This is a genomic window from Streptomyces sp. NPDC060002 (assembly GCF_042737245.1).
Lineage (GTDB): Bacteria > Actinomycetota > Actinomycetes > Streptomycetales > Streptomycetaceae > Streptomyces.
Genome location: NZ_JBHWUW010000037.1, coordinates 59,903 through 81,070 on the forward strand (window position 1 = coordinate 59,903; position 21,168 = coordinate 81,070).

Sequence of the window (21,168 nt, forward strand, 5' to 3'; positions counted from 1 at the left end):
GGGGCGGGGGCCCCGGCGCGGGGGGGGGGGGGGGGGGGCCCGGGGGGGGGGGGGGGGCGGCCCCCCCCCCCCCCCCCCCCCCCCCCCCCGGCGGGGGGCCCCCCCCCCCCCGACCCCGACAGCTGGAGCCCGATCACTCCTATGATCACCAGGCTGATCGAGACGAGCTTCAGGACCGACACCAGGTCGCCGAGGAAGATCATGCCGTAGATCGCGGTGCCCGCCGCGCCGATGCCCGTCCACACGGCGTAGGCGGGGCCCACGTCGAGCTTCTTCAGGGAGAGGGTCAGCAGACCGAAGCTCCCCAGCGCGAAGGCGCAGAAGGCGATGGTGGGCCAGAGCCTGGTGAAGCCGTGGGACAGCTTGAGGCACACGGCGAAACCGGTCTCGAGCAACCCGGCCACGACGACCAGCAGCCACGCCATGTGCTGTCCCTCCGTTCGCCCGGCCCGGTCCGGCTCCGGCTCGGTGCGATTATGCACTTACCGGGCCCGGGCGGACGCAAACAACGCGGTGGTCAGCCGGTCGATCAGCGAGTGGATCGGCCGGTGGATCAGTCGGCGGATCTGTCGGTGGATCAGTCGCCTTCGGTGCGCTCCCGGGTGGCCAGCAGCCGGCGCAGGGAGTACAGCCGCGCCGGATCGGCATGGCCCTCGGCCACCCACGCGTCCAGCGCGCAGTCCTTCTCGTCGTGGCTGCACGCGCGCGGGCAGCCCTCCGTGCCCGGCACCAGGTCGGGGAAGGCGAGCACCACCCGGGACGGGTCGACGTGGTGCAGGCCGAAGGACCGTACGCCCGGGGTGTCGATCACCCAGTCGTCCGTGCCCGCCAGGGGCAGGGCCAGCGCCGAGGTCGTGGTGTGGCGGCCGCGGCCGGTCACCGCGTTCACATGGCCGGTCACCCGTCGCCGCTCCTCCGGGACCAGCGCGTTGACCAGGGTCGTCTTCCCGACGCCCGAATGACCGACGAACGCCGTGATCCGCCCGGCCAGGAACGCGCGCACCCGGTCCGCCGCGTCGCCGTTCTCCAGTTCGTCGCGGCTGGTGACGACGTACGGGATGTCGAGATGGCCGTACAGCTCCAGCAGCTTGTCCGGCGAGGCCAGGTCCGACTTCGTCATGACCAGCAGGGGGGAGAGGCCGGCGTCGAAGGCCGCCACCAGGCAGCGGTCGATCAGACGCGGGCGGGGCTCGGGGTCGGCGAGGGCGGTGACCACGGCGAGCTGGTCGGCGTTGGCCACGACGACGCGCTCGTAGGGGTCGTCGTCGTCCGCGGTGCGGCGCAGTGCCGAGGTGCGCTTCTCGATGCGGACGATACGGGCGAGGGTGTCCTTCTTGCCGGACAGGTCGCCCACGATCGCGACCCGGTCGCCCACGATCGCGGCCTTGCGGCCCAGTTCGCGGGATTTCATCGCCATCACGATCCGGTCGTCGACCAGACAGGTCAGCCGGCCCCGGTCGACGGTGAGGACCATGCCCTCGGCGGCGTCCTCGTGCTTGGGGCGGATGTGCGTGCGAGGCCGGTTGCCCTTGCGGTTCGGGCGGCTGCGGATGTCGTCCTCGTCGGTGTTCTTGCTGTAGCGGCGCATGGCGAAAGTCCCTATACCCCGAGCATCCCGGTCCACAGTTCGGGGAAGTCCGGCAAGGTCTTCGCCGTCGTCGCCACGTTCTCGATCTGCACGCCCTCCACGGCCAGGCCGATGATCGCGCCGGCCGTCGCCATGCGGTGGTCGTCGTAGGTGTGGAAGATCCCGCCGTGCAGCCGGCGCGGGCGGATGTGCAGACCGTCGGCGGTCTCCGTCACATCGCCGCCGAGCTCGTTGATCTCCTTCGTCAGCGCGGCCAGCCGGTCCGTCTCGTGCAGGCGCAGGTGGGACACGCCCCGCAGGGTGGACGGGGAGTCCGCGAGGGCGGCGACGGCCGCGATGCCCGGGGTCAGCTCGCCGACGTCACCGAGATCGACGTCGATGCCGTGGATCGAGCCCGAGCCGGTGAAGACCAGGCCGTAGTCGGCCAGTTCGCAGGAGCCGCCCATCTCGGTGAAGATCTCGCGCAGCCGGTCACCCGGCTGGGTGGTGCGGGCCGGCCAGTCCGGGATCAGCACCCGGCCGCCCGTCACCAGCGCCGCCGCCAGGAACGGCTGGGCGTTGGACAGGTCCGGCTCGATCGTCAGGTCCCGGCCCAGCAGGGCGCCCGGGGTCACCCGCCAGACGTTCGGCTCGCCGCCCGACTCCGGGGTGTCCACCTGCGCGCCGACCGCGCGCAGCATGTCGACCGTCATCCGGATGTGCGGCACGGAGGGCAGCGTGGCGCCGGTGTGGCGGACCTCCACGCCCTGGTTGAAGCGGGGGCCGGAGAGGAGCAGGGCCGACACGAACTGGGACGAGGACGAGGCGTCGATCTCCACCGTCCCGCCGTCCAGCGCGCCCCCGCCGTGCACGGTCAGCGGCAGCGCGCCGCGGCCGTCGTCGTCGATCCGGGCGCCGAGGACACGCAGCGCGTCGACGACGCCGTTCAGGGGACGCTCGTACGCACGCGGGTCGCCGTCGAAGCGGACGGGGCCGTCGGCGAGGGCGGCGACCGGCGGCAGGAAGCGCATCACCGTGCCCGCGTTGCCGACGTCGACCGTGGCCGGTCCGCGCAGCCCCGCGGGGAGGATCCGCCACGCCTCGCCGGTGCCGTCGGGGCTCCCCGCGCCGGAGGAGCTGGACGACACGGTCTCCTCGATGCCGACGCCCATCTCGCGCAGGGCGCCCGCCATCAGCAGCGTGTCGCGGGAGCGCAGGGGGCGGCGCAGCCAGCCGGGCTCGGAGGCGAGGGAGGCGAGGACGAGGGCACGGTTGGTGACGGACTTCGACCCCGGCACGTGGACCGTCGCGGCGACGGCCTCGCCAGCGTGCGGGGCGGGCCAGAGGGCGGTGTGGGCGGGGTTCGGGGCCATGGGCCCCACTTTAGTGGTCGGCCGTCCTGCGGGTGCGGCGCCGTCGGGGCCGGCGGCGCCCCGCGGCGCAGCCGTGGAGGTTCACATCCCGCACCCCTGTGACGCGCGGCTTCGGGCTGCGTCACAGCCCCAGCAGCCACCTGCCCCCGCCCAGCAGGGCGCACAGGCTCACCGCGTGGAACAGGAACAGCCACAGGCCCGCCGGTACGTGGGTCAGACGGGACAGCTGGTCCGCGTCCGAGTCGCCCGCGCCTGCGCGCGAGCGCTTCGCCTGGAGCTCGAAGGCGGGCCGTACGCCGCCCAGCAGCAGGAACCACACCACCGCGTACGCGAAGGCCGCCTGTACCTGCGGTCCCGCCAGCCAGGACACCAGCAGGAAGGTGCCGCCGGTGAGGACCATCGTGAGGGCGCCGTACGCGTTGCGGATCATCAGCAGCATCACGACCAGCAGCGCCGTCGCCACCCACAGCAGCAGGGTGATGCGGCCGGCGCCGAGGAGGGCGGCGCCGCCCAGGCCGAGCAGCGGGGGAGCGGTGTAGCCGGCCGCCGCGGTGAGGATCATGCCGAGACCGTGCGGCTTGCCCCGGCTGAGGGTCAGGCCGCTGGTGTCGGAGTGCAGCCGGATCCCGGTCAGCCGGCGGCCGGTCAGCAGCGCGACCAGGCCGTGACCACCCTCGTGGGCGATGGTGATCGCATTGCGCGATATCCGCCACAGGGTGTGTGGTACGACGACCGCGAGGGCGGCGACGGCGGTGGCCAGCACCACCCACAGGTCGGGGTCGGACTGGGTGCCGACGAGGCGGTCCCACAGGTCGGGCAGCGCGAGGGCGGCGGTGCTCTCCATGTTTTCTGGTGGCTCCCTTTCGGCTCACGGAGTCTGGCAGTGTGGCACGTATGTGCGGACGGTATGCAGCGAGTCGCAGGCCCGAGGATCTCGCAGGAATCTTTGAAGTCGAGAAGTGGGAGCCCGAGGAGGCCCTGGAGCCCGACTACAACGTGGCGCCGACCAAGGAGGTCTACGCCGTCCTCGACCGTCCGGTGAAAGACGCCGACGACCAGAGCCCGGTTCGGCAACTGCGAAAGCTGAAGTGGGGACTGGTCCCCTCCTGGGCGAAGAGCCCCGAGGGGAGCGCGCGGATGATCAACGCGCGTGCTGAGACCGTCCACGAGAAGCCCTCCTACCGCCGCGCCTTCGCCGCCCGGCGCTGCGTCCTGCCCGCCGACGGCTACTACGAGTGGGTCACCGGAGTCCAGGAACGGGACCTGGAGGTCGAGGGGAGGAGGAAGCGGCCGCGCAAGCAGCCCTACTTCGTGCTCCCGGCCGACGGCACGGTCTTCGCGATGGCCGGGCTGTACGAGTTCTGGCGGGACCGGACCCTGCCCGACGACCATCCACAGGCCTGGTGGGTGACGTGCTCGGTGATCACGACCGAGGCGGAGACCTCCCCGCTCGCCGTGGCCCCCGCCGACGGCCCGCACGCCCTCGCCGACATCCACCCCCGGATGCCGCTGATGCTCACCCCGGACCGCTGGGACGCCTGGCTGGACCCGGCGCGGACGGACGTCGACGACCTGCACTCCCTCCTCGAACCCCCGCCGGCCGGACTGATGCGCGCCTACCCGGTGTCCACGGCCGTCAGCAGCGTCCGCAACAACGGGCCGGAGCTGCTGAAGGAGCTGGAGGGGCCCGAGGAGGGCACACTCTTCTGACGTGAGCAGCGAAACAGTGGTGAGCACCGAAACGGTGGAGACCGACGCGGGCACCGCCCGCATCACCTGGCACCACGCCGAGAAGCCGCGGCTGGTCCTCGCCGTCAGCCATGGCGCCGGGGGCGGGGTCGAGGCCCGGGACCTTCGGGCGCTGGCCGCCGTGCTGCCCGGACACGGGGTGAGTGTCGCTCTCGTGGAGCAGCCCTGGCGGGTGGCGGGCAAGAAGGTCGCGCCCGCGCCGAAGACCCTCGACGTCGGCTGGCGCGGGATCTGGCCCGCCGTCGTCGCGCCCGGGCTGCCGGTGATCTCGGGCGGCCGGTCGGCCGGCGCGCGGGTGGCCTGCCGCACGGCCACCGAGCTCGGGGCACACGCCGTGCTCGCGCTCGGCTTTCCGCTGCACCCGCCGGGCAGACCGGAGAAGTCCCGCGCCGACGAGCTGCTCGGGGCCGGGGTGCCGACCCTCGTCGTCCAGGGCGGCAACGACCCCTTCGGCGGACCGGACGAGTTCCCCGCGGGCGGGTACGCCCTCGTGGAGGTGCCGTACGGCGACCACGGGTTCGCCGTGCCCAAGAGAGCCGGGGTCACCCAGGAGGAGACGCTGGAGGTCGTCACCGCCGCGGTCGTCGGGTGGGTCGCTTCACTCGGGTGAGGTGACGGGTGGGGAATGTGGAGGGGCCGGGCGCTGTTGAGGCGGACAGAAGTGCTGAACAACCGGCACCGAAGTCAGTGGGAGAGGAAGTCCGCCGCATGGGTTCGACCATCTGCCCGAGCCGCAGCAGCCGTACCGATCTGGACTGGACGGTGCTGCGCGCGGCGAGGACCGCTCCTATTGGAGCGGCGGCAGGCGCGGGTAGTCGTCTATCCTCCGATTCGAGTGGGATCGGTTTCGGTCCTACCCGCGATATTGAGGAGGTGGGTCCGGTCACCGGTACCGACGCAGGGACCGACAACGGCCAGGCGGAGCTGCCCGAGGGCCAGGGCGTGAGCCAGGAGACGGGCGCGGAATCCACCGCCGAGCGCAGCGCGCGCTTCGAGCGGGACGCGCTCGAGTTCCTCGACCAGATGTACTCGGCCGCGCTGCGCATGACGCGCAACCCGGCGGACGCCGAGGACCTGGTGCAGGAGACGTATGCGAAGGCGTACGCGTCCTTCCACCAGTTCCGCGAGGGCACCAACCTCAAGGCCTGGCTGTACCGGATCCTCACCAACACCTTCATCAACTCGTACCGCAAGAAGCAGCGTGAACCCCAGCGCAGCGCGGCCGAGGAGATCGAGGACTGGCAGCTGGCGCGCGCCGAGTCGCACATGTCCACAGGTCTGCGCTCCGCGGAGTCGCAGGCGCTGGACCACCTGCCCGACTCGGACGTGAAGGCAGCGCTTCAGGCCATCCCCGAGGAGTTCCGGATCGCCGTGTATCTCGCGGACGTAGAGGGCTTTGCGTACAAGGAGATCGCGGACATCATGGGGACACCCATCGGTACGGTGATGTCCCGGCTGCACCGGGGCCGCCGTCAACTGCGCGGCATGCTCGAGGACTACGCCCGCGAGCGCGGGTTGGTCCCGGCCGGTGCCGGAGAGTCGAACGAAGCGAAAGGTTCGGGCTCATGAGCTGCGGAGATCCGCACGAGACGGACTGCGGTGAGGTCCTCGACCACCTGTACGAGTACCTCGACAGCGAGATGCCTCCGCTGGACCGGGACAAGTTCCAGCACCATTTCGAGGAGTGCTCCCCCTGCCTGGAGAAGTACGGGCTGGAGGAGGCCGTGAAGAAGCTGGTCAAGCGGTGCTGCGGGCGTGACGACGTGCCGACCGACCTGCGTGCCAAGGTCATGGGCCGGATCGACCTGATCCGCTCCGGCCAGGCCGTCCCCGAGCACGACGTGACGGCGACGGTCCAGGAGCGCTGAGCCGCTTCCAGGATGCCCGCTCCGAAGGAAGCCCGCTTCCGGAGAGTCGCCCCAGAAAGCGCCGCAGTCACTCGAATGTGCTAATTCATGGGTGATACGCCCGCGGGCCCGCCCCCGGCCGTCCTAGGCTCCTGAGCCCGGACAGGTACGGCTGGGGGAGGCGTCATGGAGGGGATTCCGGCGCGGGCGCGCGCCTACGCCGCCTGTGTCGCCTTCGGCGCCCTGCTCTGCACGCTCCCGTCGCTGCCCGGTGCGCGCACCCCCTGGTGGGCCGTCGCCCTCCTCGCCGCCCTGTACGCAGGGGGCGAGCGGATCGCCCGGCGCAGGTTCGCCGGCACCCTCCACCCCGTGCTGCTGGCCGGGGCGTTCCTGCTCACACCGGCCGCGGCCGCTCTCGTCCCGCTGCCCGGGGCGCTGTTCTCGCACGTCGAGCGGCGCCCCTTTCTGCTGCGCCGGGTCTGGCGGGCCGCCCATTCCTCGCTCGCCGTGTGGGCCGCCGCCCGGGTGCACGCCGCGCTCGGCGGGCGGGACGCCGTGGCCGGCTCCGACCTGCCGTACGCACTGGTGCCGGCGGGGGCGGCCGTGCTGGTGTTCTGCGCCGCGCTCGCCCTGCTGGACGGCGGGATGCTGGCGCTCGCCGAGGGGCTGCCGCTGCGGCGGGTCTGCCGGGGGCTGTTCCTGCGCTCCCTGGCGCCGCTGGCCGTGCACGGGCTCGGCGGGCTGATGATGGCCGTGCTGTGGCTCAGCCCGTACGGGCCGGTGGCCGCCTTGCTCGTGCTGTTCCCGATGGCCGTGTCGTGGTGGGTGTTCGCGCAGTACCACCGGGAGCGCGCCGCCCACCAGGCGACCATCCGCGCCCTGGTGCAGGCCGTCGACATCAAGGACGGCTACACGCGCGGGCACAGCGAACGCGTCGGCCAGGCCTCGGTGCTGATCGGGCGCGAACTGGGGATGGACGAGAGCCGGATCGACATGCTCCGCTTCGCCGGGATCCTGCACGACGTCGGCAAACTCGGCGTCCCCACCCGGCTTCTGCGCAAGGACGGGCCGCTGACACCGCAGGAGCGGCGCGTGATCGAGCTGCACCCCGAGTACGGGCACGAGATCACCCGCGGGATCTCCTTCCTCGGCGAGGCCCGCTCGGCGATCCTCCACCACCACGAACGCATCGACGGCAAGGGCTACCCGTACGGACTGGTGGGCAGCCAGATCCCGGAACCGGCCCGGGTGGTCGCCGTCGCGGACGCCTTCGACGCCATGACGTCCACCAGGTCCTACAGCAGGGCCCGGCCGGTGCACGTCGCCCTGGAGGAGCTGCGGCGGTGTGCGGGCGCCCAGTTCGACCCCCGGATGGTCGTGGCGCTGGCGCACGTCATCGCCCGGGACGGCTGGCATCCGGTCGTGACCGCCGAGGAGGACCGGCCGGGCGTGCCCGCGCAGGCCTCCGACGACCGGTCCGGTGTGCGCCGATGACCGTCCGCCGCTCGCACGTCGCCCTCCACTCCACGGCCGCGCTCCTCGTCGCCGTCTCCCTCTTCGTCACGTTCATGACGGGCGTCGAGGACCGGCCCGTGGCCCTCGCCTTCGGGGTCCTCGTCGCCGTCGGGGAGCTGACCCGCCCCCAGAGCGGACCCCCGCTGCGTGAGGCCGCGCCGCTCGGCGCCGCCGGGTCGCTGTCGTACGCGCTGGTCGGAGGGCACGCCGGGCACTCCACGCACCACGGGGTCACCCAGGTCGTGGCGGTCGTGGTCGCCGCCTCCCTGCTCGGCAGCGTGCCGCAGCTGGCCCGCGGGCAGGCCGTCCTCGACCACCTGGTCCGGCGGGTACTGGCCGTCGGGTTCGCCGCCGTCTGCTTCCAGCCCCTCCACAACCGCGGGGTGTTCGACGGCTGGAGCGGTCCCGCCTACGCGCTGCTGCTGCTCGCGCTGCTCGTCCTGACCGTCCTGTGCGACGCCGTGGTCGCCGCCGCGCTCGCCCACTCCCGTACCGGCTGGCCGTTCACCCCGCTGTTGCGGGACGAGTTGCGGGCGGTGCCCGGAATCGGCTCGGCGGTCTGCGCCACGGGGGCGGTGATGGCGCTCGCGGTGGCCGTCGTCGGGCTGTGGGCGCTGCCGGTGTTCTCGGTGCCGCTGCTGCTCACCCAGCTCTCCCTGCGCCGGTACGCGGCGGTGCGGGCCACCTACCGGCAGACCATCGCCTCGCTGGCCCGCGCCACCGAGATCGCCGGGTACACCCCGGCCGGGCACGCCCGCCGGGTCGCCGCCCTCAGCCAGGCCGTGGGCCGGGACCTGGGGCTGCCGGAGCCCGAGCTGACCGTCCTCGAGTACGCGGCCCTCATGCACGACATCGGCCAGCTCAGCCTCGTGGACCCGGTCCCGGCCGGGGCCACCGCCGAGCTGCCGGCGGCGCAGCAGCGGCGGATCGCGCTGCTCGGCGGGGCCGTCGTCCGTCAGACGGGGGCGGGCGCAGAGGTCGCCACGGTCGTCGAGCGGCAGGCCGACCCCTACCCGGAGCAGCCGGTGGCCGCGCGCATAGTCCGGGTGGTGAACGCATACGAGGAGAAGGTGCGGGGAAGCGGTCCGGGTGGGCCCCTCACCGCCCTGGAGGAGCTGCGTCTCGGCACCGGCGGGGAGTACGCGCCCGAGGTGGTGGAGGCGCTGGCCAGAGTGGTGTGGAACGCGGGGGCGGCGCGCCGGGGGTGCCCCCAGGGGTTCAGCCCCGGGGGAGCCTCGGGCAGGGTGGTGGCGGGTGACGGGCGGGCTGTCTGACCTTGCCGGTGGGCGGGTAACCCATGGGTAATGAGCGGCCTTCCGGCCACACGTGGTTGGATGCGAGGGAGAGAGTGTCCGGGGGCACTGGCCAGCCCACAGAACGGAACTGGCAGGCGGGAATCGTGAGGATCTTCGGCAAGGGACGGCACCGGCCCTCCGCCTCCTGGCGGCAGGCCACCGACCGCGCGTTCACGCTGATCGGCGACGGGCGGTACGAGGACGCGGGCGCGCTGCTGACACGTGCAGCCGACCTGGAGCCCTGGCTGTCCGAGTCCTGGTTCAACCTCGCCCTGCTGCACAAGTTCCGGCACGACTGGGAGCAGGCCCGCACGGCGGGACTCCGAGCCGTCGCCCTCCTCGACCGTGAGGCCGGGGCCCCCGACTGGTGGAACGTCGGCATCGCCGCCACCGCCCTCCAGGACTGGCCGCTGGCCCGCCGCGCCTGGCAGGCGTACGGGCTGCGGGTGCCCGGCGACGCCATAGGCGCGGGCGAGCCGGTCGGCATGGACCTGGGCAGCGCGGCCGTACGGCTGTCGCCCGAGGGTGAGGCCGAGGTGGTGTGGGGGCGTCGGCTGGACCCCGCCCGGATCGAGGTGCTGTCCATCCCGCTGCCCTCGTCCGGGCGGCGCTGGGGCGAGGTAGTCCTGCACGACGGGGTGCCGCACGGCGAGCGGACCACCGCCACGGGCCACTCCTACCCGGTCTTCGACGAGATCGAGCTGTGGGCGCCGTCGCCCGTGCCGACCTGGGTCGTCCTGCTGGAGGCGGCCACCGAGTCCGACCGGGACGCGCTGGAGCAGCTGGCGGCCGACGCCGGTTTCGCGGCGGAGGACTGGTCGTCGTCGGTGCGGCTGCTCTGCCGGACGTGTTCGGAGTCGCGCATGCCGTCCGACGAGGGTGACGGCGAGCATCTCGACCCGCACGACCACAGCGAGCCGGGGCATCCGGGTCCGCTCGGGCACCGGACGGACGGGCAGCTGTGGGTGCCGGAGCGGGAGTGCGGCGTGGCCGCTCCGGCGTCTCTCGTCCGAGGGCTGCTGGACGGGTGGGTCGCGGACAGCCCGGATTCCAGGGACTGGCGGGACCTGGAAGAGGTCTGTTAGGTCCGTGGGTCGCTGCGGCGCCGTCGTGGCTGGTCGCTCCCCCACTCTCGGCTTCGCTCGGGCGGGGCGACCCCCGTCGCGGCGGAGTCGTGTATCGATTCGGCCCCGCGCCCCCGGGAGCGCGATCCCCGTACCCTGTATCAGCAACTTCACCCCTGTTCCACTGAGGAAGGCATCGTCGGTCATGGCCCAGCAGGACACCGATCAGCAGCACGCGGGCGTGCTCCCCGTGGACGACGAGGGCTTCGTCATCGACACCGAGGAGGCGGAGGCGCGCGAGCTGGCATGGCGTGAGGCCGGCACCTCACGGCCGATCACCGTCGTCGGGAACCCGGTGCTGCACAAGGAGTGCAAGGACGTCACCGAGTTCGGCGAGGAGCTGCGGCAGCTGGTCGCGGACATGTTCGCCTCGCAGCACATCGCCGAGGGAGTGGGCCTGGCCGCCAACCAGATCGGCGTCGACCGGAAGGTCTTCGTCTACGACTGCCCCGACGACGAGGGCGTCCGGCACACCGGCGTCGTCTGCAACCCCAAGCTCGTCGAGCTGCCCGCCGACCGGCGCCGGCTGGACGACAGCAACGAGGGCTGTCTGTCGGTGCCCACCGCCTACGCGCCGCTGGCCCGTCCCGACTACGCCGAGGTGACAGGGCAGGACGAGAAGGGCAACCCGATCAAGGTGCGCGGTACCGGATACTTCGCTCGGTGTTTGCAGCACGAGACCGACCACCTCTACGGCTACCTCTACATCGACCGTCTGTCCAAGCGTGAACGCAAGGACGCCCTGCGGCAGATGGCCGAGAACGAGCCCCGTTACCCCGTGGTCGCCAACGACTGAGCTCATCCGCGTCGCCACGACGCCCGGCCGGGATCCCTCCGGCCGGGCGTCGTTCGTGTGTCCGACGGACGTTCGATCGCTTACGCACATCTACCGCACATCTGCTGATCCGTAACCAGTCATGCTGGGGCGGATTCTCAGCATGTTGGGGTGGTGAATGAAGCAAATCCGTTCCCAGAACGCTCAGTTGTAGTGCTGAATGGGATGTGCGGGGATACGCAACGGCGCACGCCCGGCACGGGGGGAGGGGTGTGTGCCCACTGGCGGCTGAGAGGGGTTGTCCGTGCCAGCTTTCCCATACAGCACCACATACAGCACCACAGCGACGGTGACCGCGCCCGCGGTCCCTCCCTCGCTCTCTCTTCCAGTCATCGAGGCGGCGTTTTCCCGGCAACTGCATCCGTATTGGCCTCAGTTGCAGGAGAAGACGCGCTCCTGGCTGCTGAAAATGCGGTTGATGCCGGCGGACAAGGTCGCAGAATATGCCGACGGACTTTGCTACACCGACCTGATGGCGGGCTTCTACCTCGGTGCACCCGACGAGGTCATGCAGGCCATCGCCGACTACAGCACGTGGTTCTTCCTCTGGGACGACCGGCACGACCGTGACGTCGTGCACGGCCGGACGTCCTCCTGGCGGCGGCTCAGGTTCCGCTTGCACGCGGCCCTGGACTCCCCGGCGGAGCATCTGCGCCACCCGGATCCGCTGGTCGCCGGGCTCGCGGACAGTGTGAGCCGGCTGCACTCCTTCCTTCCCGGCACCTGGAACGCCCGGTTCGCCCGGCACTTCCACGCCGTGATCGAGGCGTACGACCGGGAATTCCACAACCGAATCGAAGGGCGCATTCCCGGAGTCGAGGAATACCTGGCACTGCGTCGGCTCACCTTCGCGCACTGGATCTGGACCGACCTGTTGGAGCCGAGTTCTGGACACGAACTCCCGGACCCGGTGAGGAAACACCCCGCATTTCGCCGCGCGGCGCTGCTGAGTCAAGAATTCGCCGCCTGGTACAACGATCTCTGCTCGCTTCCAAAGGAAATAGCGGGCGATGAGGTGCACAATCTCGGAATCAGTCTCATCACCCATGAGGGACTGACCCTCGAAGAGGCGGTGCAGGAAGTCAGGCGACGCGTCGAGGAATGCATTTCCGAGTTCCTCGTCGTCGAGAAGGACGTCTTACGGCTCGCCGACCGGCTCGCCGACGGGACGGTCCGCGGAAACCAACTCGGCGCCGCCGTGCGGTCCTGCCTCGGCAATATGCGGAACTGGTTCAGTTCCGTCTACTGGTTCCACCACGAGTCCGGCCGATACATGGTCGACAGCTGGGACGACCGGTCCACGCCCCCGTACGTCAACAACGAAGCGGCAGGTGAGAAATGACCGTCGAGTCGGCGAAACCCGCGACCCCCGCGGCCCCCGAACTGCGTGAGCCACCGTTGGCCGGTGGCAGGGTTCCGCTCCTCGGACACGGCTGGAAGCTGGCCCGTGACCCGCTTGCCTTCCTGGTCCAGCTCCGCGACCACGGCGACATCGTCCGCCTCAGGCTCGGCCCCAAGACGGTGTACGCCGTCACCGCGCCGGACCTCACCGGCGCCCTGGCGCTCAGCCCGGACTACATCATCTCGGGGCCCCTGTGGGAGTCCCTGGAGAGCCTGCTCGGCAAGGAGGGCGTGGCCACGGCCAACGGCCCGCTGCACCGCCGCCAGCGGCGCACGATCCAGCCCGCGTTCCGGCTCGACGCCATCCCCGGCTACGGGCCGATCATGGAGGAGGAGGCGTACGCGCTCGTCGAGCGCTGGCGGAACGGCGAGGTCCTCGACGTCACCGCGGAGTCCTTCCGGGTGTCCGTGCGCATCTCCGCCCGCTGTCTGATGCGCGGCAGCTATATGGACGCCCGGTCCGAGCGCATCACCTCCGCGCTCGCCACACTGTTCGCCGGTATGTACCAGCGCATGGTGGTGCCCCTCGGGCCGCTTTATCGGGTACCGATTCCGGCCAACCGCGAATTCAACCGGGCGCTGGCCGATCTGCATCGGCTCGTGGACGAGATCATCGCCGACCGCCGCGCATCCGGTCAAAAGCCGGACGATTTGCTGATGGCTTTGCTGGAGGCGAAGGACGAGAATGGCGACCCGATCGGGGAACAGGAGATCCACGACCAGGTCATCGCGATACTCACACCGGGCAGCGAAACAGCCGGCTCTGTGGTCATGTCGCTGCTCCACGTGCTCACGGAGCACCCCGAGCAGGTGGACAAGATCCGCGAAGAGGTGAAAAGCGTCGTAGGAGACCGGCCGGTCGCATTCGGCGACGTCCGAAAGCTCCAGCACACCGCCAATGTCATCGTCGAGACCATGCGGCTGTATCCCGCCGTATGGATATTGACCCGGCGTGCGGTGACCGAGACCGCGCTCGGCGGCTACCGCATTCCCGCGGGCGCCGACATCGTCTACAGCCCGTACGCCGTACAGCGCGATCCGCGGTCGTACGAGCGGCACACGGAGTTCGACCCCGACCGCTGGCTGCCCGGCCGTTCCCCGGAGGTGCCGAAGTACGCCATGACGCCGTTCGGCGTCGGCAACCGGAAGTGCCCCAGCGACCACTTCTCGATGGCCGCGCTGACGCTGATCGCCGCGGTGGTGGCGTCCGCGTTCCGCTTCGAGCCGGTGCCGGGCTCCGACAACCGGACGCACATCGGCATCACGCTGCGGCCGCGCCGGCTGCGGCTGCGGGCGGTGTCCGGGTGAGAGCCGCGGCTCAGGCGACGGCCTGCGGGCCGCGGAACGTGCGCCGATAGGCGTTGGGGGAAGTCCCCAGCGCCTGCACGAACTGGTGACGCAGGGCGCCGGCCGTACCGAAGCCGGCGCGCCAGGCGATCGCGTCCACCGTCTCGTCCGTCGCCTCCAGCAGGTGCTGGGCCAGCAGCACCCGCTGGCGCAGCAGCCACCGGTAGGGAGTGGTGCCCGTCTCCTGCTGGAACCGACGGGCGAAGGTGCGCGGTGACATGTGGGCGCGCTGCGCGAGCTGCTCCACCGTGACCTCCTCGTCGAGGTGCTGCTCCATCCACGCGAGCACCTCGCCGACGGTGTCGCACCGCGACCGGGGCAGCGGCCGCTCGATGTACTGGGCCTGGCCGCCGGCCCGGTGCGGCGGCACCACCATCCGCCGGGCGATCCGGTTGGCGACCTCGGGCCCCTGCTCCTTGCGGACCAGGTGGAGACAGGCGTCGATACCGGCGGCCGTGCCGGCCGAGGTGATCACCGGGTCCTCGTCGACGTACAGCACGTCCGCCTCGACGGTCGTCCGGGGGTAGCGGCGGGCCAGCACGTCCGCGTGCCGCCAGTGCGCGGCGCAGCGCCGGCCGTCGAGGAGCCCCGCGGCGCCCAGTACGAAGACCCCGGAGCAGACGCTGAGGACCCGGGCGCCCCGGTCCACGGCCCGGCGCAGCGCGGCGAGCAGCTCGGGCGGATACGCGCGGTCGACGTTCGAGTCCGCGGCCGGTACGGCGATCAGGTCGGCCTCCTCCAGCCGGTCGAGGCCGTACGGCGTGGACACGGTGAGCCCGCCGACATGGGTGCCCAGGACCGGACCCTCCGCCGACACCACGGCGAAGTCGTACACCGGCAGCCCTTCGTCGCTGCGGTCGAGGCCGAACACCTCACAGACGACGCCGAGTTCGAAGGGATGTACGCCGTCGAGGGGGACGGCCGCCACGTTCTTCAGCATGATCGGCCTCGCATTCCGGCCGACGCTCGCTTCTCGTTCTTCGACCGGGGGTCCGGGGGGCGTCCCCCGGGGCAGCACAGCAGCATGCTGCCAGTGTGCACCCGCAGTGGCAGGAATTTGAAGGTGTGCGGCAGTCCTGCCACTCACGGTCAGGAGTGTCCGGCTGGAGACTGGTGTCCATGAACACGAACCAGATCGAAGGCCTCATCGGAATGCTCATGGTCCTCGGGATCCTCGTCCTCCTGGTCCTCCCGTCCGTGCTCGGCATCGTGCGCGACCGGCGCGCCGACGGGCAGATCAGGGAGGCCCAGGAGGCCCGGGGGGAGAGGGCGGCTCAGAAGTCCTCGTCCAGGTCGACGGTGCCCTCCACCGCGACCTGGTACGCCGACGGACGGCGCTCGAAGAAGTTGGTCAGCTCCTGAACACCCTGGAGCTCCATGAAGGAGAAGGGGTTCTCGGAGCCGTACACCGGGGCGAACCCGAGCCGCGACAGACGCTGGTCGGCGACGCACTCGAGGTACTGCCGCATCGAGTCGGTGTTCATACCCGGCAGCCCCTCGCCGCACAGGTCGCGCCCGAACTGGAGCTCGGCCTCGACGGCCTCCCGCAGCATGGCCGTCACCTGCTCCTGGAGCTGGTCGTCGAAGAGGTCCGGCTCCTCCTTGCGGACGGTGTCGACCACCTCGAAGGCGAAGCTCATGTGCATCGTCTCGTCACGGAACACCCAGTTGGTGCCCGTGGCGAGGCCGTGCAGCAGACCCCGGCTGCGGAACCAGTAGACGTACGCGAAGGCGCCGTAGAAGAACAGGCCCTCGATGCACGCGGCGAAGCAGATCAGGTTGAGCAGGAAGCGGCGGCGGTCGGCCTTGCTCTCCAGCCGGTCCAGCTTCTCGACCTCGTTGATCCACCTGAAGCAGAACTCGGCCTTCTCGCGGATGGAGGGGATGTTCTCCACGGCGGCGAAGGCGGCGGTGCGGTCCTCCGGGTCGGGGAGGTAGGTGTCCAGGAGCGTCAGATAGAACTGGACGTGCACGGCCTCCTCGAAGAGCTGCCTCGACAGGTAGAGGCGGGCCTCGGGGGAGTTGATGTGCTTGTACAGCGTCAGCACGAGGTTGTTCGCCACGATCGAGTCGCCCGTCGCGAAGAACGCGACCAGCCGGCCGATCATGTGCTGCTCGCCCTCGGACAGCTTCGCCAGGTCGGCGACGTCCGAGTGGAGGTCGACCTCCTCGACGGTCCAGGTGTTCTTGATGGCGTCCCGGTAGCGCTCGTAGAAGTCCGGGTAGCGCATCGGGCGAAGGGTCAGCTCGAAGCCCGGGTCGAGCAGGTTCTTCTCGGTCTTCTCAGGTGCGCTGGTCATTACTGGCAGGCCTCGCAGGACTCGGGGTTCTCAAGGGAGCAGGCGACGGCGTCGGGCTCGGCCACCTGCTGGACGGGGACGGTGGCTTGCGCCTGGGCCGCGCGGGCGATGCGGGTCGCCGGGCGGGAGCGCAGGTAGTACGTCGTCTTCAGGCCCGACTTCCAGGCGTACGCGTACATCGAGGAGAGCTTGCCGATGGTCGGCGTCTCCAGGAACAGGTTCAGGGACTGGGCCTGGTCGAGGTACGGGGTGCGGGCGGCGGCCATGTCGATCAGGCCGCGCTGCGGGATCTCCCACGCCGTGCGGTACAGGGCGCGTACCTCGTCCGGGATCCAGGCGAAGTCCTGCACCGAGCCGCTGGAGTCGCGCAGTGCCTCACGGGTGCGGGCGTCCCAGACGCCGAGGTCCTTGAGGTCCTGCACCAGGTAGGAGTTGACCTGGAGGAACTCGCCGGACAGCGTCTCGCGCTTGAACAGGTTGGACACCTGCGGCTCGATGCACTCGTACACGCCCGCGATGGACGCGATGGTGGCGGTGGGCGCGATGGCGAGCAGCAGGGAATTGCGCATGCCGGTCCGCGCGATCCGCTCGCGCAGGGCCGCCCAGCGCTCGGGCCAGGTGAACTCGACTCCGTAGTGGTCCGGGTGCAGGACGCCCCTGGCCGTACGGGTCTTCTCCCAGGCCGGCAGCGGGCCGTTGCGCTCGGCCAGCTCGGCGGAGGCCTCGTAGGCGGCGAGCATGATGCGCTCGGCGATACGGGTGGACAGCGCCTTCGCCTCCGGGGAGCCGAAGGGCAGCCGCAGCTTGAAGAAGACGTCCTGGAGGCCCATCGCGCCCAGGCCGACCGGCCGCCAGCGGGCGTTGGATCGGCCCGCCTGCTCGGTCGGGTAGAAGTTGATGTCGACGACCCGGTCGAGGAAGGTGACGGCCGTGCGGACGGTCTCGTCCAGCCGCTCCCAGTCGATCGCGCCGGCCGTCGTGTCGACGAACGCCCCCAGGTTCACCGAACCCAGGTTGCAGACCGCCGTCTCGCCGTCGTCCGTGACCTCCAGGATCTCCGTGCAGAGGTTGGAGGAGTGCACGACGTGGCCCGGCTCGGCCGTCTGGTTGGCGGTGCGGTTGGCCGCGTCCTTGAAGGTCATCCAGCCGTTGCCGGTCTGCGCGAGGGTGCGCATCATGCGGCCGTAGAGGTCACGGGCGGGGATGGTCTTCTTCGCCAGCCCCTTCGCCTCGGCCGACCGGTAGGCCGCGTCGAACTCCTCGCCCCACAGGTCGACGAGCTCGGGCACGTCGGCGGGGGAGAACAGTGACCACGGGGCGTCGGCGTTGACCCGGCGCATGAACTCGTCCGGGATCCAGTGCGCGAGGTTCAGGTTGTGCGTCCGGCGGGCGTCCTCACCGGTGTTGTCCCGCAGCTCCAGGAACTCCTCGATGTCGGAGTGCCAGGTCTCGAGATAGACCGCCGCCGCGCCCTTGCGCCGGCCGCCCTGGTTCACCGCGGCGACCGAGGCGTCGAGCGTCTTCAGGAACGGCACGATGCCGTTGGAGTGCCCGTTGGTGCCACGGATCAGCGAACCGCGGCTGCGGATACGGGAGTACGACAGTCCGATGCCGCCCGCGTGCTTCGACAGCCGGGCCACCTGGTGGTAGCGGTCGTAGATGGAGTCCAGCTCGTCCAGCGGGGAGTCGAGGAGGTAGCAGGACGACATCTGGGGGTGCCGGGTGCCGGAGTTGAAGAGCGTGGGGGAGGACGGGAGGTAGTCCAGACGGCTCATCAGCCCGTAGAGCGCGGCGACCTCGTCCACGGAACGCGCCGTGTCGTCCTCGGCGAGGCCGGAGGCGACGCGCAGCAGGAAGTGCTGCGGTGTCTCGACGACCTTGCGGGTGATCGGGTGCCGCAGGAGGTAGCGGCTGTGCAGGGTGCGGAGCCCGAAGTAGCCGAAGCGGTCGTCGGCCTCCTCGTCGATCAGGGCGTCGAGGCGGACCGCGTGGACGCGCACGAACTCGGCGGTGCGGTCGGCGATCAGGCCCTCGCGGTGGCCGACGGCGACCGATCCGGTGAACGACGTGACGCCCTGGGAGGCGGCCTCCGCGGCGATGCTGATCGTCAGCAGCCGGGCGGCCAGCTTCGAGTAGGCGGGGTCCTCGGAGATCAGGCCCGCGGCGCCCTCGGTGGCCAGCTCGCGCAGCTCCGCCTCGTCGGCCCGGGCGGACCGGCCGCGCAGGGCGGCGGCGGCGACCCGGCCGGGGTCGGCGTCGGGCAGGTCGGCGGTCAGCTCGGTCAGGGTCCGCAGCAACGCGGTACCGGGACCGTCGGTCTCCAGCTCGGTGACTGAAACCGGTTCGGCTGGCGCGATGGTCACGTGGGGCTCTCCCTCGCTCGGCGGTGGGCCTTGCGCAGGGCAGGGGGCAGCACACGAGCGCGCGGGGGCGTCGCGTCCACCGGCCCACTCCGCGAGACCCGGACGTCAGGGCACCCGGACCGGACGGCCGGGCGCGCTGTCGACAGGGCCTCGGACTGAACAGGCGTGCGCATACGGGTATGGATGCACGCGAGTACACCGTTGCGGGACAGTTCCGGATTCGCACCGGATTCCCCTGCGGCGACAGCGAGCATGAGCATACATCTTGTGCTCACCCGTCACGCCACCCCCAGATGTTGTGTCGGGGCGGTTTCAGAGCGTCAACTGGCGCGCGGGGAGAGCGATGTCGTCCATGCCGGGAAATGTCCACCGGGCACACGACGGCGGGCCGCCGGATCCCTCCCGACGGCCCGCCGAACGCGGCGCTCGAAGACCTGCCTAGTGGCCGGCGCCCGCCGTGGCCGGGGGCAGCTCCACCGCCACGCCCGGGTCGCCCGCGTCCGCCGTGTAGTCCGACGGCTTTGTCTCGTCGATGCCCTCGGGAGCCTTGGCCGCCTTCAGGACGAAGGTCAGCACCACGGTGATGACGACGTTGATCACGAACGCCGTGAGACCGATGTAGCCGATCTCACCGAGGCCCGGGATCTCCTTCGACGAGCCGCCGAAGTGCTTCTGGGCCGGGGAGGCGACGCCGTACGCGGCGACGGTGCCGTAGATCATGCCGACCGCCCAGCCGGCGAGCAGGGCCCAGCGGTGGAACCAGCGGGTGAAGAGGCCGCCGACCAGGGCCGGGAACGTCTGGAGGATCCAGATGCCGCCCAGCAGCTGGAAGTTGATGGCGACCGTCTTGTCCATGGTGAGGACGAAGACCAGGGCGCCCACCTTCACCAGGAGCGAGACCAGCTTGGAGACCTTCGTCTCCTGCGCGGGCGTCGCGTCCGGCTTGATGAAGTCCTTGTAGATGTTGCGGGTGAAGAGGTTCGCGGCCGCGATCGACATGATGGCCGCGGGCACGAGCGCGCCGATGCCGATCGCCGCGAACGCCACACCCGCGAACCAGGACGGGAACATGTCCTCGAACAGCTGCGGGATCGCCAGCTGCCCGTTGGTGACCTTGACCCCGGCCGCGATCGCCATGAAGCCCAGCAGCGCCAGCAGACCCAGCATCAGGGAGTACAGCGGCAGGATCGTGGTGTTGCGGCGGATCACCTCACGACTGCGGGACGACAGCGTCGCCGTGATCGAGTGGGGGTACATGAACAGCGCCAGCGCCGAGCCCAACGCCAGCGTGGCGTACGTCCACTGGCCCGCCTCCGCCGGTGCCAGCGCCCCGCGCGGCTTGCCGGTCGCCGGGTTGGTCTGGCTGTACGCCTCGCTCGCCTTGGCGAAGATGTCGTCGAAGCCGCCCAGCTTGATCGGGATGTAGATGATCGCCACCGCGATGACGATGTAGATCAGCGTGTCCTTCACGAACGCGATCAGTGCGGGGGCCCGCAGACCCGAGGAGTAGGTGTAGGCCGCCAGCACGCCGAACGCGATCAGCAGCGGCAGGTCCTTCACGAACCAGTTGGTGCCCTCGCCGCCGCCGACGCCCATCACGTCGAGCACGGCCTGGATGCCGACCAGCTGGAGCGCGATGTACGGCATCGTCGCCAGGATGCCGGTGACGGCCACCGCCAGCGACAGCCCCTTCGAGCCGAACCGGCCGCGCACGAAGTCCGAGGTCGTCACATAGCCGTGCTTGTGGGACACCGACCACAGGCGGGGCAGGAAGGTGAAGATCAGCGGGTAGACGAGGATCGTGTACGGCACCGCGAAGAAGCCGGCCGCGCCCGCCGCGTAGATCGCCGCGGGTACGGCGACGAAGGTGTACGCGGTGTACAGGTCGCCGCCGAGCAGGAACCAGGTGACCCAGGTGCCGAACGACCGGCCGCCGAGGCCCCATTCGTCGAGGCTGTCGTTCTCGGCCTTGCGCCAGCGCGCGGCCAGGAAGCCCATGATGGTGACGGCCAGGAAGAAGAAGATGAAGACGGCGAGCGCGACGCCGTTCACGCCGTCCTTCACTCCGACGCACCACCCTTCGCGGAGGAGGCCGAAGAACCGGTGGCGCGGCCGCGCTGGTCACGCTGCCACAGCTTGTACGCGGTCACGGTGAGCGCGGCGGAGAGGGGCACCCACAGCATCTGGTACCAGTAGAAGAAGGGGATCCCGATGAACGCCGGATCCACCTTCGCGTACGAACCCACCCACAGCATCGCCACGAAGGGCGCGATCAGACAGAAGCCGATGGCGACGCGCACAGGCGTCACCACCGGCTCCCTGGTCACTTCCGGGGTCTCTGACATCGGTGGCTCCGTCCCCTCACCTGATCGCCTTGATCACAGATGTAATGCGCAGGCAATGTAAGGGACGGATAAGCCCAGCGGAAGACCCTCCACAGACCCTCTACGCG

The 21,168-nt window shown here is 70.8% G+C and carries 19 protein-coding genes, 1 pseudogene and 1 riboswitch; of the genes and pseudogenes, 11 read left to right on the forward strand and 9 right to left on the reverse strand.

What is annotated here, in order from left to right:
• Nucleotides 1-110 precede the first annotated feature (110 nt).
• The 4 genes and pseudogenes from ACFWBD_RS27920 to ACFWBD_RS27935 all read right to left on the reverse strand — a co-directional run.
• Nucleotides 111-425, reverse strand: a pseudogene (locus ACFWBD_RS27920) (DMT family transporter); the annotation flags it as partial.
• Nucleotides 426-577: 152 nt separating this feature from the next.
• On the reverse strand, nucleotides 578-1,588 hold the full coding sequence (gene rsgA, locus ACFWBD_RS27925) for a ribosome small subunit-dependent GTPase A (protein ID WP_385672317.1): 1,011 nt from the start codon (nucleotides 1,586-1,588) through the stop codon (nucleotides 578-580).
• An 11-nt stretch (nucleotides 1,589-1,599) separates the two neighbouring features.
• Nucleotides 1,600-2,940: a 3-phosphoshikimate 1-carboxyvinyltransferase gene (gene aroA, locus ACFWBD_RS27930; protein ID WP_385672320.1), complete on the reverse strand. Its 1,341-nt coding sequence runs from the start codon at nucleotides 2,938-2,940 to the stop codon at nucleotides 1,600-1,602.
• 121 nt (nucleotides 2,941-3,061) lie between these two features.
• A complete protein-coding gene (locus ACFWBD_RS27935) occupies nucleotides 3,062-3,784 on the reverse strand; it encodes a M50 family metallopeptidase (protein ID WP_385672323.1) in 723 nt (240 codons plus the stop codon).
• A gap of 50 nt (nucleotides 3,785-3,834) precedes the next feature.
• Between ACFWBD_RS27935 and ACFWBD_RS27940 the strand changes: the two genes are divergently transcribed.
• The 10 genes from ACFWBD_RS27940 to ACFWBD_RS27985 all read left to right on the forward strand — a co-directional run bounded on the left by ACFWBD_RS27940 (nucleotide 3,835) and on the right by ACFWBD_RS27985 (nucleotide 14,014).
• Nucleotides 3,835-4,650: an SOS response-associated peptidase gene (locus tag ACFWBD_RS27940; RefSeq protein WP_385672326.1), complete on the forward strand. Its 816-nt coding sequence runs from the start codon at nucleotides 3,835-3,837 to the stop codon at nucleotides 4,648-4,650.
• A gap of 1 nt (nucleotide 4,651) precedes the next feature.
• A complete protein-coding gene (locus ACFWBD_RS27945; RefSeq protein WP_385672329.1) occupies nucleotides 4,652-5,299 on the forward strand; it encodes an alpha/beta family hydrolase in 648 nt (215 codons plus the stop codon).
• 98 nt (nucleotides 5,300-5,397) lie between these two features.
• The gene (locus tag ACFWBD_RS27950) at nucleotides 5,398-6,258 is read left to right on the forward strand and encodes a sigma-70 family RNA polymerase sigma factor (protein ID WP_385672332.1); all 861 of its coding nucleotides are present in this window, start codon (nucleotides 5,398-5,400) and stop codon (nucleotides 6,256-6,258) included.
• Nucleotides 6,255-6,557, forward strand: a complete 303-nt coding sequence (rsrA, locus tag ACFWBD_RS27955; protein WP_385672335.1) for a mycothiol system anti-sigma-R factor — start codon at nucleotides 6,255-6,257, stop codon at nucleotides 6,555-6,557. The genes ACFWBD_RS27950 and rsrA overlap by 4 nt, the downstream gene beginning before the upstream one ends.
• Nucleotides 6,558-6,722: 165 nt before the next feature.
• Nucleotides 6,723-8,030 carry an HD domain-containing phosphohydrolase gene (locus ACFWBD_RS27960; RefSeq protein ID WP_385672338.1) on the forward strand — a complete coding sequence of 436 codons (1,308 nt, stop codon included), beginning with the start codon at nucleotides 6,723-6,725 and terminating at the stop codon, nucleotides 8,028-8,030.
• Complete coding sequence (locus tag ACFWBD_RS27965; protein ID WP_385672341.1) at nucleotides 8,027-9,325, forward strand: HD-GYP domain-containing protein; 1,299 nt, start codon at nucleotides 8,027-8,029, stop codon at nucleotides 9,323-9,325. Before ACFWBD_RS27960 ends, ACFWBD_RS27965 begins: the two co-directional genes overlap by 4 nt.
• Before the next feature lie 125 nt (nucleotides 9,326-9,450).
• A complete protein-coding gene (locus ACFWBD_RS27970) occupies nucleotides 9,451-10,431 on the forward strand; it encodes a tetratricopeptide repeat protein (protein WP_385672343.1) in 981 nt (326 codons plus the stop codon).
• A gap of 184 nt (nucleotides 10,432-10,615) precedes the next feature.
• Nucleotides 10,616-11,266, forward strand: a complete 651-nt coding sequence (def, locus tag ACFWBD_RS27975) for a peptide deformylase (RefSeq protein WP_385672346.1) — start codon at nucleotides 10,616-10,618, stop codon at nucleotides 11,264-11,266.
• Nucleotides 11,267-11,594: 328 nt separating this feature from the next.
• Entirely contained in the window at nucleotides 11,595-12,647 is a 1,053-nt protein-coding gene (gene cyc1 / locus ACFWBD_RS27980; protein WP_385672349.1) for an epi-isozizaene synthase, read from the forward strand.
• Entirely contained in the window at nucleotides 12,644-14,014 is a 1,371-nt protein-coding gene (locus ACFWBD_RS27985) for a cytochrome P450 (RefSeq protein WP_385672352.1), read from the forward strand. Before cyc1 ends, ACFWBD_RS27985 begins: the two co-directional genes overlap by 4 nt.
• A 10-nt stretch (nucleotides 14,015-14,024) precedes the next feature.
• Here ACFWBD_RS27985 and ACFWBD_RS27990 read toward each other — a convergent pair whose 3' ends face one another.
• Entirely contained in the window at nucleotides 14,025-14,993 is a 969-nt protein-coding gene (locus ACFWBD_RS27990) for a helix-turn-helix domain-containing protein (protein WP_385672355.1), read from the reverse strand.
• Nucleotides 14,994-15,172: 179 nt separating this feature from the next.
• Here ACFWBD_RS27990 and ACFWBD_RS27995 point away from each other — a divergent pair, with 179 nt between their 5' ends.
• The gene (locus ACFWBD_RS27995; protein WP_385672359.1) at nucleotides 15,173-15,415 is read left to right on the forward strand and encodes a hypothetical protein; all 243 of its coding nucleotides are present in this window, start codon (nucleotides 15,173-15,175) and stop codon (nucleotides 15,413-15,415) included.
• Here ACFWBD_RS27995 and ACFWBD_RS28000 read toward each other — a convergent pair.
• The 4 genes from ACFWBD_RS28000 to ACFWBD_RS28015 all read right to left on the reverse strand — a co-directional run bounded on the left by ACFWBD_RS28000 (nucleotide 15,328) and on the right by ACFWBD_RS28015 (nucleotide 21,061).
• Complete coding sequence (locus ACFWBD_RS28000) at nucleotides 15,328-16,353, reverse strand: ribonucleotide-diphosphate reductase subunit beta (protein ID WP_385672362.1); 1,026 nt, start codon at nucleotides 16,351-16,353, stop codon at nucleotides 15,328-15,330. The genes ACFWBD_RS27995 and ACFWBD_RS28000 overlap by 88 nt on opposite strands.
• Entirely contained in the window at nucleotides 16,353-18,716 is a 2,364-nt protein-coding gene (locus ACFWBD_RS28005) for a ribonucleoside-diphosphate reductase subunit alpha (RefSeq protein WP_385672365.1), read from the reverse strand. The genes ACFWBD_RS28000 and ACFWBD_RS28005 overlap by 1 nt, the downstream gene beginning before the upstream one ends.
• A gap of 145 nt (nucleotides 18,717-18,861) precedes the next feature.
• Nucleotides 18,862-18,953, reverse strand: a riboswitch (cobalamin riboswitch).
• 201 nt (nucleotides 18,954-19,154) lie between these two features.
• On the reverse strand, nucleotides 19,155-20,780 hold the full coding sequence (mctP, locus tag ACFWBD_RS28010; RefSeq protein WP_385672368.1) for a monocarboxylate uptake permease MctP: 1,626 nt from the start codon (nucleotides 20,778-20,780) through the stop codon (nucleotides 19,155-19,157).
• A complete protein-coding gene (locus tag ACFWBD_RS28015) occupies nucleotides 20,777-21,061 on the reverse strand; it encodes a DUF3311 domain-containing protein (RefSeq protein WP_385672371.1) in 285 nt (94 codons plus the stop codon). The genes mctP and ACFWBD_RS28015 overlap by 4 nt, the downstream gene beginning before the upstream one ends.
• Nucleotides 21,062-21,168 lie beyond the last annotated feature (107 nt).

What these genes read in the sequence shown, in the direction of transcription:
- ACFWBD_RS27965 (WP_385672341.1), top strand. Translation starts at nt 8,027, where the DNA reads ATGACCGTCCGCCGCTCGCACGTCGCCCTCCACTCCACGGCCGCGCTC.
- ACFWBD_RS27940 (WP_385672326.1), top strand. Translation starts at nt 3,835, where the DNA reads ATGTGCGGACGGTATGCAGCGAGTCGCAGGCCCGAGGATCTCGCAGGA.
- aroA (WP_385672320.1), bottom strand. Translation starts at nt 2,940, where the DNA reads ATGGCCCCGAACCCCGCCCACACCGCCCTCTGGCCCGCCCCGCACGCT.
- ACFWBD_RS28015 (WP_385672371.1), bottom strand. Translation starts at nt 21,061, where the DNA reads ATGTCAGAGACCCCGGAAGTGACCAGGGAGCCGGTGGTGACGCCTGTG.
- def (WP_385672346.1), top strand. Translation starts at nt 10,616, where the DNA reads ATGGCCCAGCAGGACACCGATCAGCAGCACGCGGGCGTGCTCCCCGTG.
- ACFWBD_RS27995 (WP_385672359.1), top strand. Translation starts at nt 15,173, where the DNA reads ATGAACACGAACCAGATCGAAGGCCTCATCGGAATGCTCATGGTCCTC.
- rsgA (WP_385672317.1), bottom strand. Translation starts at nt 1,588, where the DNA reads ATGCGCCGCTACAGCAAGAACACCGACGAGGACGACATCCGCAGCCGC.
- rsrA (WP_385672335.1), top strand. Translation starts at nt 6,255, where the DNA reads ATGAGCTGCGGAGATCCGCACGAGACGGACTGCGGTGAGGTCCTCGAC.
- ACFWBD_RS28000 (WP_385672362.1), bottom strand. Translation starts at nt 16,353, where the DNA reads ATGACCAGCGCACCTGAGAAGACCGAGAAGAACCTGCTCGACCCGGGC.
- ACFWBD_RS27985 (WP_385672352.1), top strand. Translation starts at nt 12,644, where the DNA reads ATGACCGTCGAGTCGGCGAAACCCGCGACCCCCGCGGCCCCCGAACTG.
- ACFWBD_RS27960 (WP_385672338.1), top strand. Translation starts at nt 6,723, where the DNA reads ATGGAGGGGATTCCGGCGCGGGCGCGCGCCTACGCCGCCTGTGTCGCC.
- ACFWBD_RS27990 (WP_385672355.1), bottom strand. Translation starts at nt 14,993, where the DNA reads ATGCTGAAGAACGTGGCGGCCGTCCCCCTCGACGGCGTACATCCCTTC.
- ACFWBD_RS27950 (WP_385672332.1), top strand. Translation starts at nt 5,398, where the DNA reads ATGGGTTCGACCATCTGCCCGAGCCGCAGCAGCCGTACCGATCTGGAC.
- ACFWBD_RS27935 (WP_385672323.1), bottom strand. Translation starts at nt 3,784, where the DNA reads ATGGAGAGCACCGCCGCCCTCGCGCTGCCCGACCTGTGGGACCGCCTC.